The 16,545-nt window shown below is 38.5% G+C and carries 12 protein-coding genes; 8 read left to right on the forward strand and 4 right to left on the reverse strand.

The genetic code is table 11. The annotated features are described in order from the left end of the window. Position 1: 1 nt before the first annotated feature. Positions 2-1,711 (reverse strand): single-stranded-DNA-specific exonuclease RecJ, encoded by a 1,710-nt coding sequence (gene recJ, locus ADIARSV_RS15660; RefSeq protein ID WP_016196587.1) that lies wholly within the window; start codon positions 1,709-1,711, stop codon positions 2-4. Between the two features lie 96 nt (positions 1,712-1,807). On the opposite strand from recJ, the gene ADIARSV_RS15665 reads away from it, so the two are divergent. After that, positions 1,808-2,578: an MBL fold metallo-hydrolase gene (locus tag ADIARSV_RS15665; RefSeq protein WP_016196588.1), complete on the forward strand. Its 771-nt coding sequence runs from the start codon at positions 1,808-1,810 to the stop codon at positions 2,576-2,578. A 43-nt stretch (positions 2,579-2,621) separates the two neighbouring features. On the opposite strand, the gene ADIARSV_RS15670 is transcribed toward ADIARSV_RS15665, so the two are convergent. Further along, complete coding sequence (locus ADIARSV_RS15670; protein WP_016196589.1) at positions 2,622-3,215, reverse strand: YceI family protein; 594 nt, start codon at positions 3,213-3,215, stop codon at positions 2,622-2,624. Positions 3,216-3,496: 281 nt separating this feature from the next. Then, positions 3,497-4,741, reverse strand: a complete 1,245-nt coding sequence (locus ADIARSV_RS15675) for an aspartyl protease family protein (RefSeq protein WP_016196590.1) — start codon at positions 4,739-4,741, stop codon at positions 3,497-3,499. A 150-nt stretch (positions 4,742-4,891) separates the two neighbouring features. Between ADIARSV_RS15675 and treF the strand changes: the two genes are divergently transcribed. The 4 genes from treF (at position 4,892) to ADIARSV_RS15695 (ending at position 9,147) form a co-directional block, all read left to right on the forward strand. Further along, on the forward strand, positions 4,892-6,481 hold the full coding sequence (treF, locus tag ADIARSV_RS15680) for an alpha,alpha-trehalase TreF (RefSeq protein ID WP_016196591.1): 1,590 nt from the start codon (positions 4,892-4,894) through the stop codon (positions 6,479-6,481). A gap of 396 nt (positions 6,482-6,877) precedes the next feature. Next, entirely contained in the window at positions 6,878-7,561 is a 684-nt protein-coding gene (locus ADIARSV_RS15685; RefSeq protein ID WP_016196592.1) for a response regulator transcription factor, read from the forward strand. Further along, positions 7,558-8,871 carry a sensor histidine kinase gene (locus tag ADIARSV_RS15690; protein ID WP_040300354.1) on the forward strand — a complete coding sequence of 438 codons (1,314 nt, stop codon included), beginning with the start codon at positions 7,558-7,560 and terminating at the stop codon, positions 8,869-8,871. The genes ADIARSV_RS15685 and ADIARSV_RS15690 overlap by 4 nt, the downstream gene beginning before the upstream one ends. 72 nt (positions 8,872-8,943) lie before the next feature. Next, positions 8,944-9,147 (forward strand): hypothetical protein, encoded by a 204-nt coding sequence (locus ADIARSV_RS15695; RefSeq protein WP_016196594.1) that lies wholly within the window; start codon positions 8,944-8,946, stop codon positions 9,145-9,147. Positions 9,148-9,245: 98 nt separating this feature from the next. Here the strand turns inward: ADIARSV_RS15695 and pruA are convergent, their stop codons facing one another. Next, positions 9,246-10,877 carry an L-glutamate gamma-semialdehyde dehydrogenase gene (gene pruA / locus ADIARSV_RS15700; protein ID WP_016196595.1) on the reverse strand — a complete coding sequence of 544 codons (1,632 nt, stop codon included), beginning with the start codon at positions 10,875-10,877 and terminating at the stop codon, positions 9,246-9,248. A 193-nt stretch (positions 10,878-11,070) separates the two neighbouring features. Between pruA and ADIARSV_RS15705 the strand changes: the two genes are divergently transcribed. Genes ADIARSV_RS15705 through ADIARSV_RS15715 form a run of 3 tightly spaced genes read left to right on the forward strand, consistent with a single transcriptional unit; the run spans position 11,071 to position 16,519 of the window. After that, positions 11,071-13,539 carry a helix-turn-helix domain-containing protein gene (locus ADIARSV_RS15705; protein ID WP_016196596.1) on the forward strand — a complete coding sequence of 823 codons (2,469 nt, stop codon included), beginning with the start codon at positions 11,071-11,073 and terminating at the stop codon, positions 13,537-13,539. 47 nt (positions 13,540-13,586) lie between these two features. Beyond that, positions 13,587-15,518 (forward strand): tetratricopeptide repeat-containing sensor histidine kinase, encoded by a 1,932-nt coding sequence (locus ADIARSV_RS15710; protein WP_016196597.1) that lies wholly within the window; start codon positions 13,587-13,589, stop codon positions 15,516-15,518. A 47-nt stretch (positions 15,519-15,565) separates the two neighbouring features. After that, positions 15,566-16,519, forward strand: coding sequence for an acetyl-CoA carboxylase carboxyltransferase subunit alpha (locus ADIARSV_RS15715; RefSeq protein ID WP_016196598.1), 954 nt, complete (start codon positions 15,566-15,568; stop codon positions 16,517-16,519). Positions 16,520-16,545: the final 26 nt, after the last annotated feature.

Genomic DNA, 16,545 nt, shown 5'->3' on the forward strand with positions numbered 1-16,545 from the left:
CTTATTGGTGCTGAGGTGTTCGTCTTACACCCTTCAAATTTAATTGAATAGAACGTTTTTCTTTCCAAACGTTCTCCTCAATGGTATAACAAATATCAAAATCCTGATTTTCATTAATGATATCGAGTGACTCCCCTAAGCCAAATCCAATGCAATCAAATGGTTTTGAGTCTCCTTGTTTAACAGTCATTTTAATATGATTGTTTCCTACTACAAGTGCATGTCCTATACATGTTACCTGCTCACTTATAAAGATAGGCGTAGAATTTAACGGTCCAAATGGAGCAAACTGATTTAATACTCTAAAAAACTTACCATCAATTTTGTCGAGCTGGAGTTTAGCGTCAATGACTAATTCCTGTATCAAAAGTTCGTCAGGAATTGTTTTTGATACCACATCTTCAAATCTTTCCTGCAGGGCAAGGATATTTTCTGTTTTAAGTGTAATGCCGGCAGCGTATTTATGACCTCCGAATTGTTCGAACAAGTCACTGCATGAATTTAAGGCCTCATAGAGGTCGAATCCAATAACAGAGCGTGCAGATCCTGAAACCTGTCCGTTCGACTGTGTAAGTACAATAGTTGGCCGGTAATATTTTTCTGTCAGCCTTGATGCAACTATTCCAATAACGCCTTTATGCCATCCTTCATTATAAACAACGGTAGTTTTTCGCTTCAACAGATCAGGATCTGCAGCAATCATAGCAAGCGCCTGCTCTGTAATGGAGGCATCATGCTCTTTTCGTTCCGTGTTTTTGATATTGATAATATGGCTATGTGCGCGTGCAATATCTCTGTTTTCGGAGATGAGTAAATTTACGGAATGACGGGCATCATCTATTCTTCCTGAAGCATTGATCCTTGGTCCGAGGGTAAACACGACGTCGGATATGGTATATTGTTTTTTACCTGTTATTTCAATCAATGCTGCCATACCGTGGCATGGTGAGGTATTCAAACGTTTAAGTCCAAATTTAGCAAGTACTCTATTTTCTCCCGTTATAGGAACAATGTCTGATGCAATGCTGACCACTACAAGGTCCAGGTAACATTCAAGCTCTTGAAAAGTGATGCTGTTTTTCATGGCAAAAGCCTGTACCAGCTTAAATCCTATACCACATCCGGAAAGTTCTTTATATGGATAAGAGCAGTCGGGCTGTTTCGGGTCGAGTACGGCAACTGCATCTGGAATAACGCATCCCGGTAGATGGTGGTCGCAGATGATAAAATCTATGTTTAAACCATTGGCGTATTCTACCTTGTCAACGGATTTGATACCACAATCTAATGCGATGATTAAGCTGATGCCATTTTTATGGGCATAGTCAATTCCTTCGGTGGAGATGCCGTAACCTTCTTTATAACGGTCGGGGATATAATAGTCTATGTGATAATGATACTTGCGAAAAAAGCCAAAGACAAGTGCTACGGAAGTGGTTCCATCTACGTCATAATCGCCATAGATCAAAATCTTTTCCTTTGAAAGGAGTGCTTGTTGGATCCGGCTCACAGCGATATCCATTCCTTTCATTAAAAAAGGATCATGTAGCTGCGCTAATTCCGGTCTGAAGAAACTTCGGGCATCTTCAAATGAAGTAATATTCCTGTTTACCAGCAGCGTTGCTAGAACTTCGTCAATATTAAGTTGTTCCTGAAGTTCCTTTACAGCTTTCAGGTCTTTTAACTCCTGTTCTGCCCACCTTTTTTGCATATCTTTGTTTAGGTTGTGGGGTAAAGATACTATTTAAAACGTTATTTTACCCTCCTCTGTTTATAAGCAATTCATTGTCAACTCATACAATTTACCGTGAAAGTATACGCACTGACTGAGGGTTCCTATTCCGTAGATAGCTCTAAAAAATTTATTCCGTTTAATCCTGAAACAGATAATCCTAAAGACAGGCCTGCTTCGTTATTTATTTATGTGCAACCTTTTCTGGTTGAAATAGCCGGAAAGCTGATCTTATTGGATACCGGTTTAGGTTATAAAAATGAAGCCGGCAAGCTGATTATTCATGAAAATATCCGAAAAGCAGGATACGATCCTGATGATGTAAATATGGTGCTGATGTCGCATCTTCACTTTGATCATGCAGCAGGAATGGTGTATGAAAATGATGGGAAATGGCAGCTGTCTTTCCCTCATGCCGAATATGTGATCAATAGAGATGAGTGGGAAACGGCCTATAGTGGTGAGTCGGCCTCCTATCATACTGATATCTTCGATATTGTTCAGCGCAGTGGAAGTATTCGTTTTATAGAAGGGGATGGAGCTTTAACCGATGAGATCAGTTATGAGGTAACAGGTGGTCATTGTAAGTATCACCAGGTTTTTCTGCTAAATGAAAACGGGGACAAAGCCTTTTATGGGGCTGATATTTTACCGGAACCGGAACAGTTACTCCGGAAGTTTAAGGCAAAGTATGATTATGATGGTGCGAGATCACTGGAATTGCGCAGCCATTATGGTAAACTAGCGGCTCAGGAGAATTGGCTGTGCCTCTTTTATCATGCTAAAAGTGGTGCTTTGGGTAGGGTAGAAGAAATAGATGGAAGTTTTAAAATCAAGAAGGTTTAAAAAATAAAGAGGTCTATAAGGCCTCTTTATTTAGTTTGACCTATTATTTCTTGGCTACAAGATTGATAGACAACGTGAATTCATCACTGATGGCCTTATCTCCAATACTGGCGAAAAAGCTTTTTGAATTATAACGGATATCATATTGTGTTCTGTCAATCTTAACATTTTGTGCTACTGCGACTACTGTATTCTTTTCTCTTTTTACGGTTGCAGGAAATGACAATGGTTTAGTGATTCCTTTGATCGTTAGAGTTCCAGCAATAGTAACCTGGTTTACACCTGTTGCGGTAACTTTTGTAATGTTGAAATTCGAGGTGCCATATTTTACAGTTCCAAAGAAATCCTCTGAATTCAAATGACCTTCTAACTTTTGTTTGTATTCACCTTCAAGATCACTAACGGAGATTGTTTTCATATCTGTTATGAAAGATCCACCCTGAAGAATGCTTCCGTTAAAAACTAGGGTTCCTGATGCTAACTTAATTGTTCCGTTATGCTTTCCTGTTACTTTTTCGGCATGCCATGCAATTGATGATGCTTTGGTATCAATAATAAAAGTTTCTGATTTTAAAGCGGGCTTAAATGCGGATAATAAAGCAATTGCTGCCAGGGCTAATACGGGTGCTAATTTCATTTTATTTGTTGTTTATGCAGCAAACATAGGGTTAAGAAACGAATAATGAATGTTTGAACAATTATTTGTTATAATATGACAAAACACAACATTTGAAAAAGAACTCAGCGCTCTATCGGGAGCTGTTTAAATCGAAAATGGTAGCTAAAGCATTAAATTGATCCATTCGATATGTAGCAAGTGCAGGATGAAAAATCAGCAGTCTTTTCTTCATGGGTCTCTCCCGTTGGATAATGCCCTTGTGAGTGTCTGTATAAAATTGAGAAACGGATTGTTTTTTTCTATATTCTCTTTTTTAGTTTTAGAATAATATATCTATTATCAGTGCCTTTGCTCAGGATGTTTAATATAAAACTTCGATTATCCTTTGAACTAAAAAGGGCATTAATTTCTTCTAATCCTATTTCTCTTACCGGTTTAAAATCTATGCTTAGTATTTCATCTTCGGTACGCAAGCCAACGTCTTCCCCTGCGGAAAGAGGTTCAACCCGACTGATGAAAATCCGTTTAAAGTCGGGCCCTATACTGATCAATTCAAGACCGCTCATGTCGTGTTCAAAAGGCTCTTTAAAGTGGCTGGATGGTTTCAGATAGATGCCCTTGCGGCTATAATCAAAGGTTACCTGAAACTTTTTAAGAACCGGATTGCCGAGGTTTCCGTTTCTATTAGGGAATACAAATCCTTTAACTGTTTCCGTATATTCAGGGAAAGAAGATACCACATCAGTGAGCGTGAATTTACTAATCTTTAGTTCTTTTATGCGGGCAATATGTCCGTTTATAGGCCCCAATAGACCAACGCCCAGATTAGCCTTGATATTTTTTGGGGGTAAAAGGAAAGATTTCCCTTTATAGCTTTCTAAGGAAATGGCATGACCGGCACCTGTATCAATGATTAATTTAAGAGGAATAGTGGTGCCATTATCGGATTTCATGGCAACAAGGACATAAGGCTTTTTATCTTCTAATGATATGGGGATGAAGGTGTGTTTCTTTCCTTTAAAACCTTGTTCAAAGGGGTGAAGGATTAATCGTTGTGTTGAATAACGTATTTCTACAATAAAGCTATTAAAGAAATCATAGCCAATTAATCCATGAATAGGAATTCCTAATGTTTCGGAGAGCTCTAAAAGATCTTGATTGAGTATAATTGCAGGGATAGAATCCGTTTGTGTTCTGCCAATCTGCATAGAAATCTTTGAAGCAATAGATGCTCTCAGTTCATTGCCCTGACCAAAGCCGGTTATTCTGATCGACCCCAGGTTCGTCAAATTTAAGGTATCTATTAATGATGGATTGGTGATTAGGCACATCCCTATTCCTGTGTCAAGTAAAAAATTGTAAGGCCCTTTTTGGTTGATCTTTACAGGAATAACGATCAGATTTTTAACCAATTTAAATTCCAAGGTTTGTTGTTTTCTCTTGTTCAGAAAATGAAATTCCTGAGCACAGGCAATCCGGCTTTCTAAATAAAAAATAAGTAGCATCAATAGAGCTACCTTGAGATATTGTTTTAAAGCAATCATTAGATTACAACTGGCATATAAAATTACGTATTTTTTACCTTACATTAGGGATATTCGCTCTTAGGATAAGAGCTATTAGATTATGTGTTTTTTATCCATCAAACTAGTGCTTATCCGGTATATACTGTTTTATTTTAATCGCTATTACTTATGCAAGTTCATTCTAAAATCGGTTTTTTGTTACTGCTGTTTGTCATGGCTTCCTGCAGACAGAATGTGCAGATGAAAGATAAATCACCCCGGGACCTTTATCCTGGTTTGTTTGCTGCAGTGCAAGTAAGTCACCTGTTTCCTGATAGCAAAACCTTTCCGGATTGCATTCCTAAAAGTGACCCGGCAGACATCATAGAGGACTACGAGGAGCAGAAGAAAAAAAGTGGCTTTGATTTAAAAACGTTTATAGAGGAAAATTTTACCTTACCAGAGGAGGCTGCTAAAAACTATAAGAGTGACATCAAGGCGGGTGTTGAAGCGCATATCAATACCTTATGGGATGTTTTAAAACGCCGGCCGGATAAGTATAATCAATACAGTTCATTGATTGCATTACCTCAGCCTTATATTGTGCCAGGAGGGAGGTTCCGTGAGGTGTATTATTGGGATTCGTATTTCACTATGCTTGGTCTGGAAGAAAGTCAGCGTGTGGATCTCATTGAGAACATGGTTAATAACTTTGCTTATTTAATCCGTACTTATGGTTTTGTTCCTAATGGAAACCGGACCTATTATTTAACCCGTTCGCAGCCCCCTTATTTTTCCCTGATGGTTAAGCTGTTAATGGAAAATAAGAAACTCAAAAGTGATTCTGTGCTAGCCGCAAATAAGGATGCACTAGAAAGGGAATACCATTTTTGGATGGATGATAAAGGACTGAAAAAGGGTGCCAGCGCACGTGTAGTATATATGCCTGGAGGCGAAAAGCTAAACCGATACTATGATGCAGGTAACTGGCCGCGTGAAGAAGCCTATGCGGAAGATATAACCGCTGCTGCTCAGAGTAAATTGCCCAAACAAGAGGTGTACAGGCATCTGCGCTCTGGAGCAGAATCTGGTTGGGATTATAGTAGCCGGTGGCTTTCTGATGGTAAAACATTAAAAACGATTCATACTACTGATATTATTCCTGTTGATTTGAATTGTCTTTTATACCACATGGAAATTATGCTCGCCCGATCTTATAGGACAAGCAGCGATAAAAAAGCAGAAGAGTTTATGATTGAATCTGCAGAAAAGCGGAAGAAGGCAATTGTTAAGTATTGTTGGGATAAGGGCTCCGGGTGGTTTAGGGACTATGATTGGAAAGCTTCTAAAATGACACCTGCTGTTAGTCTGGCCGGCGTGTATCCTTTGTTCTTCAATATTGCCTCCCTTGGACAGGCAGATAGTGTTTCGCTGATGATTCAACACCGGTTCTTAAAGCTTGGGGGACTGGTTACTACACTTGCTGATACAGGACAACAGTGGGATTCGCCAAATGGCTGGGCACCTTTGCAATGGATGGCTATAGCCGGATTATCCAATTATAAAAAAGAAGATCTTTCGCGGGAAATTGCAAAACGCTGGAGCCAGCAGAATATTCGTGTTTTTAATAAAACCGGAAAACTGCTTGAGAAGTATAATGTGATGGATACAACATTGACCGCAGGGGGAGGGGAGTATCCGAATCAGGATGGATTTGGCTGGACTAATGGCGTATTAATGAAGATTATGAGTAGGCAAAAACTGCAGGTTTTGAACTAAGCGCTTGTTATATTTTATAATGGCAGAAAGGAGGACAATAAGGAATATTTTTTTCATGGTTAAAGCAATAGTAAAGAGATAAAATTAGTGAATAATTTAGTATGGTTAGTTTTAATATGCCATTGGAAAGATAGATCAGGGATTATATTACTCCTTATAAAGGACTTGGGTCCTCTGTCTTTTAGTTTCCAGGCGTTAAAAGAATAAAAACAAGCTTTAAATTAGTTTAATGTGTATTCAGCAAGTTGAAATAATATATAATCCTAAAAGGTTTTGAAAGCGGCACGTGCAACTGCATGATATGAGTCAGAAGCAGCCAGTGAAGTCATTTATTTCAATGGCAATCATTAGGTAAAATATCAGAATAAAAACAGTTTTTTACGTAATATTGAGGCCATGAAAATCCTGATTGTAGAGGACGAAAAGAATCTGGCCTTAGAGATGACTGAGTTTTTTGGAAAGGAAGGTTACTCCATAGAAAACGCCTGGAAGAAATCGTCTGCTGAAGAGAAAATAGCGGAAAATACATATGATTTTATACTATTAGACCTGGGATTGCCGGGAGGAGATGGTTTTGAATTGCTGCATCAGCTCAAAAAGTTAAAGGGGCGTGAAGATGCTGTGATCATCCTTACTGCCAGGGGAGATGTGGAAGATCGCATTAAGGGATTAGAGGCAGGAGCGGATGATTATCTGCCTAAACCCTTTTCCTTAACGGAGCTTTTAGCCAGAATGCATGCTATCATCCGGAGGAAACATAATCTGGAGATGAATGAAGTAAATGTGCATGGTTTTGTACTTGATATTAGAAATCATGAAGTCAGTTTCAACCGGCAGCGTTTAAGCTTAACGGCAAAGGAATTTGAGATCTTCAATTACCTGGTATTGAATAAAAACAGGGTGATTTCCCGTATCAACCTCACTGAGCATGTGTGGGGCGATATTCTGGAGATTAATGCCGATTCAAATTATGTAGATGTACATGTAAAAAACCTACGGAAGAAGCTGTCTGCTTTTGCCCCTAATGAATGGTTCGAAACCGTAAGAAGTATTGGTTATAGAATAAATGTAGGCGGATGAAACTGCAGTTAAAACTCGCTTTTTATAATACGTTAACTAAGGTTGTCATAATTACGATAATGGCTGGCCTTATTCTGGTATCTATTAACCGGATCTCCGTGCATCATATTCAGCAGCGTCTTCTGCATAAAAAAAGTAAACTTATTTCCAATCTTTCGTCAGTGGAGATCAACGACCTGTTAACCCAACAGGGGACTTTTACTGATTATAACTTACTGAAGGAGGAATATATTATATTAAAAAGAGGACCGGCTCAACTGATTAAACCCAAGCAGTACTTCAGACAAGAAAACCGCAGCATTGAGGGTAGTGACGAAGAGTATCAGATTTTAATAGCAGAATTTGCCTATAAAGGAAAAAACTATTTACTGGAACTTGGCGAAACGACTTCTACATTGGGACAGTTGGAGCATACCATTTCTATGTATACCTTTTTTATCCTTTTAGCCTCCATTATTTTAACCTCTTTAACTGATTTAGCATTTACCGGATTTCTGCTAGCCCCTTTTTATAAAATCATTGATCAAAAGCTCAATAAGGTAAACGACCCGATCAGCTTTAATTATGAAGGCATTGAAACTACAACAGAAGATTTTAGGATTCTGGATCAAAGTATCAGCTCTCTAATGAAGAAAATGGCAGATATGTTTAGCCGGGAAAAAGAATTTATCGCTAATGTTTCGCACGAATTATTGACACCCATCACTATACTAAGCACCCGATTAGAGAATTTGCTGAATGACGAAAAGTTATCTGCCGCAGGGGAGACCAAATTATTTGCTTGTTTAAAAACGCTTACACGCCTAAAATCAATTATTAATAGTCTCCTGTTGATTTCTAAAGTGGAGAATAATCAATACGATAAGCTGCATATGATCTCTGTGGAGGAGGTTGTGAACGAAGTCTATGAGGAAATGGAAGACCGATTGGTAACCATGGATTTAAAGTTTACTATCGACCTGCAGGAAGATCATGCTTTTAAAGGTAACCGCTACTTGTTCCATACGTTGTTAATGAATATTGTGAACAACGCGATTAAGTACAATCGTCCCTCTGGGTCAGTTTCTATTAAGGGGAGTCGTGCAAATGATCAATTTATGCTTACTGTGCAGGATACAGGTCAGGGAATGCTATTGGATGAGGTGAAAAATGCTTTCCAACGATTTGAAAAGTTTCAGTCTAAAAAGGAAGATAGTTACGGTTTAGGCCTGTCTATAGCACAAAGTATCGCTACTTTTCATCACCTGGAGCTTGACATTCAATCCGAAAAGGGTAAAGGAACTCAGGTAAATATTATTTTCCCGAAATAGCTTTTGTCTTCATTCAATCTTCATGTACCGTTGGGAACTTTGATACATCAAATAACAAATAGAACATATATCATGAAAAGATTCATTTTAGGATTAGCATTCGTTGCATCAACAGTAGGAGCATTTGCGCAGACTACACCAAGTACTACAACATCAAAACCAGTAGCACACAAAACTATGTCACACAAAAAAGTAACTAAGAAGGTGACTACTACAACCCCTGTTTCAAAGACTACAACAAAAACAACTGCAAAAACTCCAGCAAAGAAATATTAGTATTTCAGTAGAGGAAGGCTTAAAAATAAAAGAGGATGTGTCGGTTAGGGCACATCCTCTTTTATTTTAACATCTGTTTTAAATATAAACAGATTAATTTAATCTTCTTCGTGAAAAGAATAACGGTAATCTGTAGCCGGATCTAAAGTTTCCTTTATCGTTCTGGGAGATACCCAGCGCAATAAGTTAATCATCGAACCTGCTTTGTCGTTTGTACCTGATCCTCTGGCGCCACCAAAAGGTTGTTGCCCTACAACAGCTCCTGTACATTTATCATTGATGTAGAAGTTGCCCGCAGTATTCCGTAGAGCATTGGTCAATTTCTCAATCACATAACGATCGGAAGCAATAATTGCGCCGGTAAGTGCATAAATAGAAGTCTTGTCAAGCAGCTCAATGGTTTCATCCAACTTTTCGTCATCATAAACATAGAGGGTAAGAACAGGGCCGAAGATCTCTTCGCACATGGTCACTGAAGAAGGGTCTTGAGTGACGAGAATAGTAGGATCTATAAAATAGCCTTTTGACTTATCATATTTACCACCAGCAATGATTTCTATACCTGGATCAGCTTTTGCCTGATCAATAACAGCTGCTAATTTGTCAAAAGATTTTTCATCAATAACCGCATTAATGAAGTTTCTGAAATCTTCAACCGGACCCACTTTTAAACTAGCAAGATCACGAACCAACAGCTTTTTAAGTTCAGGCCATATCGATTTTGCTACATAAGCACGGGATGCAGCAGAGCATTTTTGTCCCTGATATTCAAAGGCACCTCTAACGAGTGCTGTATTGGCAACTTTAAGATTGGCAGAACCATGAACAAAGATATAATCCTTACCGCCCGTTTCGCCTACAATACGGGGGTAGGTTTTGTATTTGTGGATGGAATTTCCAATTGTTTTCCAGATGTTTTGAAATACTGAAGTTGATCCGGTAAAATGAATGCCGGCGAAGTCTGGGTGCTGGAAAATAATTTCCCCTGCATCAGGACCGGATACATAAATCAGGTTGATTACGCCATCTGGCAAACCAGCTTCCTTAAGCACTTCCATAATTACGCTTGCAGCATAAACCTGGGTATTAGCGGGCTTCCATACGACCACATTGCCCATCAAGGCGGCAGATGTAGGCAGGTTTCCAGCTATAGCAGTAAAGTTAAAGGGAGTAAGTGCGAATATGAATCCTTCGAGGGGACGTTGTTCTAAACGGTTCCATGTTCCTCTTGAAGAAACGGGTTGTTGCGCATAGATATCGGTCATGTACTTCACATTGAAACGAAGGAAGTCAATGAGTTCGCATGCAGAATCAATTTCTGCCTGATAGGCATTTTTAGACTGCCCAAGCATCGTTGCAGCATTCAATTTATAACGGTAAGGACCTGCTATAAGGTCGGCGGCTTTAAGGAAAATAGCAGCCCTTTGTTCCCAGGCTAGGTTTTCCCAGCCAGCCTTTGCTGCTAATGCAGCATCTATAGCCTGCTTTACATGGGTTTTGTCGCCCTGATGAAAGTGTCCCAGCACAAATTGATGATTGTGTGGTGGTCGTATGGCAATTTTATTGCCGGTACGCACTTCTTCTCCACCAATATACATGGGTATATCAGCCTGTACGGAATAGGCTGATGAAATTGCTTCTTTTAAGAAAGATCGTTCCCGGCTACCCGGACTATAGTTTTTTACCGGTTCGTTTACCGGTGCAGGTACATTAAAAAAACCTTTTGTCATATTTTAAAAAACTTAAGACGCAAAGATATTAAACCTTTAAGTATATAAAAGGATTGTCTTTTGATTGAAAAGCTATAGCGGAGCAATCATGGTATCGCTGCAATTAATATCAGTTTCAAATGACAATATTTGCCTATATTGCACATTCTTATTATTTGTTACCTGAGCTTTGAAAATATTTTAGTGTATTGATATGGAAAGCAATGTTCAATTGCAATTAGCGTCTGATTTTGTACAATTTACAGATAAAAATATTTTTTTAACAGGCAAAGCAGGAACCGGAAAAACCACCTTTTTACATGAGCTTAAAAAATATTCGGTCAAGCGGATGGCTATTGTTGCTCCAACAGGGGTAGCTGCTATTAATGCAGGCGGGGTAACTATTCACTCGTTTTTTCAATTGCCATTTGGCCCCTATATCCCTGAGGATGCTGGTAATCCTCCTCAAAAAAGAAATACCTCTTTTAATGCCAATAGATTTCATAAAGAAAAAATTAACCTGATCAGGAGTCTCGATCTTTTAGTTATAGACGAGATTAGTATGGTTAGGGCAGATACTTTAGATGGAATCGATGAAGTATTGCGCCGTTATAAGGATCATTCAAAACCTTTTGGTGGGTTACAGTTATTAATGATTGGTGATTTGCATCAGCTTTCGCCAGTAGTTAAGCAAGATGACTGGCAGATCCTCAAAGACTACTACCCTAATCTTTATTTCTTTAACAGCAAAGCGCTTAAAAGAAGCTTGCCGGTTAGTATTGAGCTAAAACATATCTACAGACAGTCTGACACCGCTTTTATTGATCTTTTAAATCGCATTCGCGAAAATGCAATTGACGCAACTGTACTGGATAAACTAAATGAAAGATATATTCCCGGGTTCAATCCACCGGATGAACAGGGTTATATTACATTGACCACCCATAACAATCTTGCACAGGAAATAAATGTGAAGAAACTCCTTCAGCTTAAGGTAAAAGTACAAACTTTCATTGCTGAGATTGGACAGGAATTTCCTGAATATTCCTACCCTACGGTTGTCGATCTTGAACTCAAAGTAGGGGCACAAGTGATGTTTGTAAAAAATGACAACTCCCGGGAAAAGCTATTTTATAATGGTAAAATTGGAAAGGTTGTTCGTTTAACTGATGACACCATTTATGTTAAATGTCCCGATGACCAGTTAGAGATAGCCGTGCAAAAGGCAGAATGGCAGAATATAAAATATACCTTAAACCCGGTAACGAAAGAAGTTGTGGAAAGTGTAATTGGCACTTTTAGTCAATTTCCTTTAAAGCTTGCCTGGGCAATAACCATACATAAAAGTCAGGGTTTAACATTTGAACGCGCGATTATTGATGCGAATGCTGCATTTGCGCATGGGCAGGTTTATGTAGCGTTGAGTCGTTGCAAAAGCTTTGAAGGTATGGTGCTTAGTTCAGCAATCTCCTCCTCAAGTGTAAAAACAGATGGAACTGTTGCTGAGTATACCCGAAACGCGAGCAATAATGAGCCTGGCGAAAAGCAACTGAACCTTTCCAAGATCTCCTTTCAGCAATCCTTATTATTTGATCTTTTTGATTATAAAGATATTAAACAGTATTTCTTTCAGTTTCAGCGTATTGTGCAGGAAAATGATCGGATAGTTGCACCATCCCTTGCTGATGATTTAATAGAAATGAGAGAAGCCGCAGAGAAAGAAATCTATCTGGTAGCTGCTTCTTTCCAGAAACAGCTGCAGTCATTGCTTCAGGAGGATCAGATTCCGGAGGAAAATGATACGATTCAGGAAAGAGTCAAAAAGGGCTGTGCCTATTTCGTAGACAAGACAAGAATTATTTTTCAGGAGGGACTTCGCAAACTGAGTTTGGAAACAGATAATAAAGCCGTTAAAAAGAGCATGAGCGATGTCTTTGAACGACTAAAAAAGGCAACGTTTATTAAGGGGGTATCTTTGAAGTTTTGTAGTAATGGATTTAATACGCTGGGCTATTTAAAGACAAAAGCCAATGCGGATATTGACTACGAAACTTCCTTAAAGGTCATTCCAGCAACACGGAAAACGCCTCTAAATACCAATGTACATTCCGAATTGTATTCCACTCTTTGGAAATGGCGATCAGATATTGCAACAGACAGGAATGTTCCTGTTTATATTGTGCTGCCTCAAAAATCACTTATTGAGCTTGTGGAGCAGTTGCCTTCCACTTCAGAAGAATTAGAGAAGATAAATGGCATCGGAAAAACGAAAGTTAAATCGTTTGGGAAAGATATATTGGAGATGATCGCTTCATACTGTGAGAATAAGGGTATCGACAGGCATCCTATGGAAATTAAACTTAAGGAAACGAAGGTTAAAATTGACACGAAGGAAGTCTCTCTTCGTTTATTCAAATCAGGTAAAAGTATTCAGAATATCGCGACAGAAAGAGGCTTCAACGTAGCCACCATTGAAACTCATCTAACACATTTTATTGGCACTGGTGGTATTGGCATTCATGAATTGGTGCCCAAAGAAAAGGCAAATAGTATTGCCCAATATATTAAAGCACATCATCCAGCATCTATTAATGATGTTAAAGGGGCACTTGGTGATGCAGTGACTTATTCAGAAATACGGGCGGTAATGAAGCACTTGGAATATGTGCAAATTGCCGTATGATTTTAATAATACGAATGCAAGATACCTAACAGTTTTAAACACAGATTGTGATTAAAGAATATTTTAAACCTATCATTTTAAGCATTTGCTGCCTAACCGTAATTGATTGTTCTGCCGGTTTGGATATGGCAAAGTTTCCCAAAGCCAATAGTGGTATAATCAAGACTATTGATTCTCTAAATGATTTGGCATTTAAGGTGAAGCGAAATAATATTAACCGGGCGCTTGATATTCTGTATCAGTCATCTTATCTGGCTGAAAATAATAATTATGAAAAAGGAATTGCCACAGCTCTGTTAACCGAAGCGGGTATATATCAGCAGAATGGGTATTTTAAACGTGCTTTAACATTATATTATAAGTCGTTAAATATCAGCTCTAAGAATGGTGACTCCTTGAATATTGCCAGAGCCAATCAACAGATTGGTAGTATCAGTATGGAAAGCGGTAATTATAGTGAGGCAGAGCGCCTGACAATTATAGCAATGGAGTACTTTACCTTATTAAACAAAAGAGAGGATATCATTAACATGAAGAATAGCCTCGGTTTAATACTAATGAATCAGGATAATCAGGTTGATGCTATGAACTATTTTAATGCTGCGTTGCTTGATGCCAGTAAAATTCATTATGAATATGGTATAAAGAAGGCGTGTTACAATATAGGACTGGTGAATAGCAGTACGGGAATGTTTAATAAAGCGAAGATCTATTTTTTAAGAGCACTTACTTTTGATGTAAAGAATAAAGATAACTATGGTATTGCGCTGATTAAAAATCAATTGGCAATCATTGCAATCAAAATGAAAGATTATTCTGCGGCGGAAATCCTGCTTAAATCATCCATAGTTGCTTCCAGATCAATATCAGCTGCGCAACTGGAAATTGATGCCGTTAGTAGTTTATGTCTTATCTATAAAGAGCAAAAAAATTTGGAGAAAGTTGTTGAATGGCAACAGGTACTTATCCAAAGGCACCAGAAACTTTTGGAGAAGGAAAAGGTTTACGCCATGAATTTCATGGAAATTCTAAGGGAAAAAGAGCAGGAGCGATTCTTATTTCAAAAGAGAATTCTTGAGGGACAACAGGACGCAAGATACGTCAGCATGATTCTTGGTGTGGTAGCTCTTGGCCTTATTATATTTATCGTAGTTGCGCTTTTATGGTATAAGAATTACATTAAAATTAAGGCCTACAGCAAGGAATTGATGAGTAGTAATATTGTTGTTCAAAGTCATATTCTTTCTCTTAAAACTTTAAATCAAGAAATCTCCGGTCAAAACACCAGTCTGGAGGAATCAAACCAGATGAAAGATAAACTACTATCGATCATTAGTCATGATCTCAGGCAGCCCCTGGCCAATACAAAGGGGATTTTGGATCTTATAGATGGCGATTACCTCAGTGTTGCTGAGATGAACCAACTTTTGAAAGATTTGGATACCCAGTATGTAAGGTCTCTAACCTTGCTGGATAACCTGTTGTTCTGGATTAAAAGTCAGATGGCTGGACAGAAAATTGAATCAAAGCAGATCAATTTAAGGACCCTTATTAATGAGATCAGTCACGAACTTGAAATTTCGGCCAGTAAAAAAGGTATCACTATCATAAATGATATCCAGGATAAGGTTAACATATCAGGCGACCTTGAAATGATGAAGGTTGTTTTCAGGAATCTGATCTCCAATTCAATCAAATTTACTGAAAAAGGCTTTGTGAAAGTTTTTGTAACAAATGGTGCTGAGCTCTGTGTTCATGTGCAGGATAGCGGCGTAGGCATGTCTGATCAAGCACTGAAAAAAGTATTAAGCAAGAATTATTTCACTACCAGGGGGACGCATAAAGAATCAGGTTCGGGTTTCGGACTGTTAATATGCAAGGACCTGATCAGCAAACATGGTGGGAAATTAGAAGTGAAAAGTGTAATAAACGAGGGCACAGAATTCACTATTTTCTTATCTAATATTATTAAACGTTAAATTTTGTCTTCAATTACCTACCTTAGCTTCATTATTTGTTTTTGAAAATGACTACATCCTTTGATTTTGAAAAGCCTATAGCTGATCTTCTACAGCAGATAGAGAAAGTTCAGCAGATTGCTGAAAAGACGAAAGTTGATATGAGCGGAACGCTTGAAGAGCTTAATCAACAGTTAAATACAACAAGAGAACAGATTTATTCTAATCTTACAGGTTGGCAGAAGGTACAGATTTCCAGGCATCCAGAAAGACCTTATACTTTGCAATACATCGAAATGATGTGTCAGGATTTCATTGAACTGCATGGCGATAGAACTGTTAAAGACGACAAAGCAATAGTTGGAGGCTTTGCATCTATTGGCGGACAGACTGTGATGGTTATTGGTCATCAAAAGGGTACAAATACAAAATTACGTCAGTTTCGTAATTTTGGTATGGCTAATCCTGAAGGTTATCGCAAAGCACTTCGCCTGATGAAGCTGGCGGAAAAGTTCAATAAACCTGTTATTACTTTGATTGATACTCCAGGAGCATTTCCCGGTCTGGAGGCAGAAGAACGCGGACAAGGAGAAGCTATTGCACGTAACCTGTTAGAAATGTCTGTCCTGAGAGTTCCCGTCATTTGTGTGGTTATTGGCGAAGGTGCATCAGGTGGTGCATTAGGAATTGGAATAGGTGATAAGGTGCTGATGTTGGAACATTCCTGGTATTCGGTTATTTCCCCTGAAAACTGCTCAGCCATATTATGGCGTACATGGGATTTTAAGGAGCGTGCAGCAGAATGTCTGAAACTTACTGCTGATGACATGCTTAAGAATCGTTTGATTGATGGCATAATTCCAGAACCTTTAGGTGGTGCTCATTATAACCCTGCAATGATGGGTGGAATCCTGAAAGAAAGAATCCTGAATGAGCTAGCTGAACTAAAGAATAAAGATATTGACACGGTTGTAACAGAAAGAATTAATAAGTTCTGTGCAATGGGGGTGGTAGTTGAATAAATTACGAATAGGTATAAACAAGAAAG

The organism is Arcticibacter svalbardensis MN12-7, from assembly GCF_000403135.1.
In the GTDB taxonomy this organism is placed as follows: Bacteria; Bacteroidota; Bacteroidia; order Sphingobacteriales; family Sphingobacteriaceae; genus Arcticibacter; species Arcticibacter svalbardensis.

Bases quoted from the DNA above. Each gene is read 5' to 3' on its own strand.
- ADIARSV_RS15715 (WP_016196598.1), top strand. From the start codon at position 15,566: ATGACTACATCCTTTGATTTTGAAAAGCCTATAGCTGATCTTCTACAG.
- ADIARSV_RS15705 (WP_016196596.1), top strand. From the start codon at position 11,071: ATGGAAAGCAATGTTCAATTGCAATTAGCGTCTGATTTTGTACAATTT.
- pruA (WP_016196595.1), bottom strand. From the start codon at position 10,877: ATGACAAAAGGTTTTTTTAATGTACCTGCACCGGTAAACGAACCGGTA.
- recJ (WP_016196587.1), bottom strand. From the start codon at position 1,711: ATGCAAAAAAGGTGGGCAGAACAGGAGTTAAAAGACCTGAAAGCTGTA.
- treF (WP_016196591.1), top strand. From the start codon at position 4,892: ATGCAAGTTCATTCTAAAATCGGTTTTTTGTTACTGCTGTTTGTCATG.
- ADIARSV_RS15685 (WP_016196592.1), top strand. From the start codon at position 6,878: ATGAAAATCCTGATTGTAGAGGACGAAAAGAATCTGGCCTTAGAGATG.
- ADIARSV_RS15670 (WP_016196589.1), bottom strand. From the start codon at position 3,215: ATGAAATTAGCACCCGTATTAGCCCTGGCAGCAATTGCTTTATTATCC.
- ADIARSV_RS15695 (WP_016196594.1), top strand. From the start codon at position 8,944: ATGAAAAGATTCATTTTAGGATTAGCATTCGTTGCATCAACAGTAGGA.
- ADIARSV_RS15675 (WP_016196590.1), bottom strand. From the start codon at position 4,741: ATGATTGCTTTAAAACAATATCTCAAGGTAGCTCTATTGATGCTACTT.
- ADIARSV_RS15690 (WP_040300354.1), top strand. From the start codon at position 7,558: ATGAAACTGCAGTTAAAACTCGCTTTTTATAATACGTTAACTAAGGTT.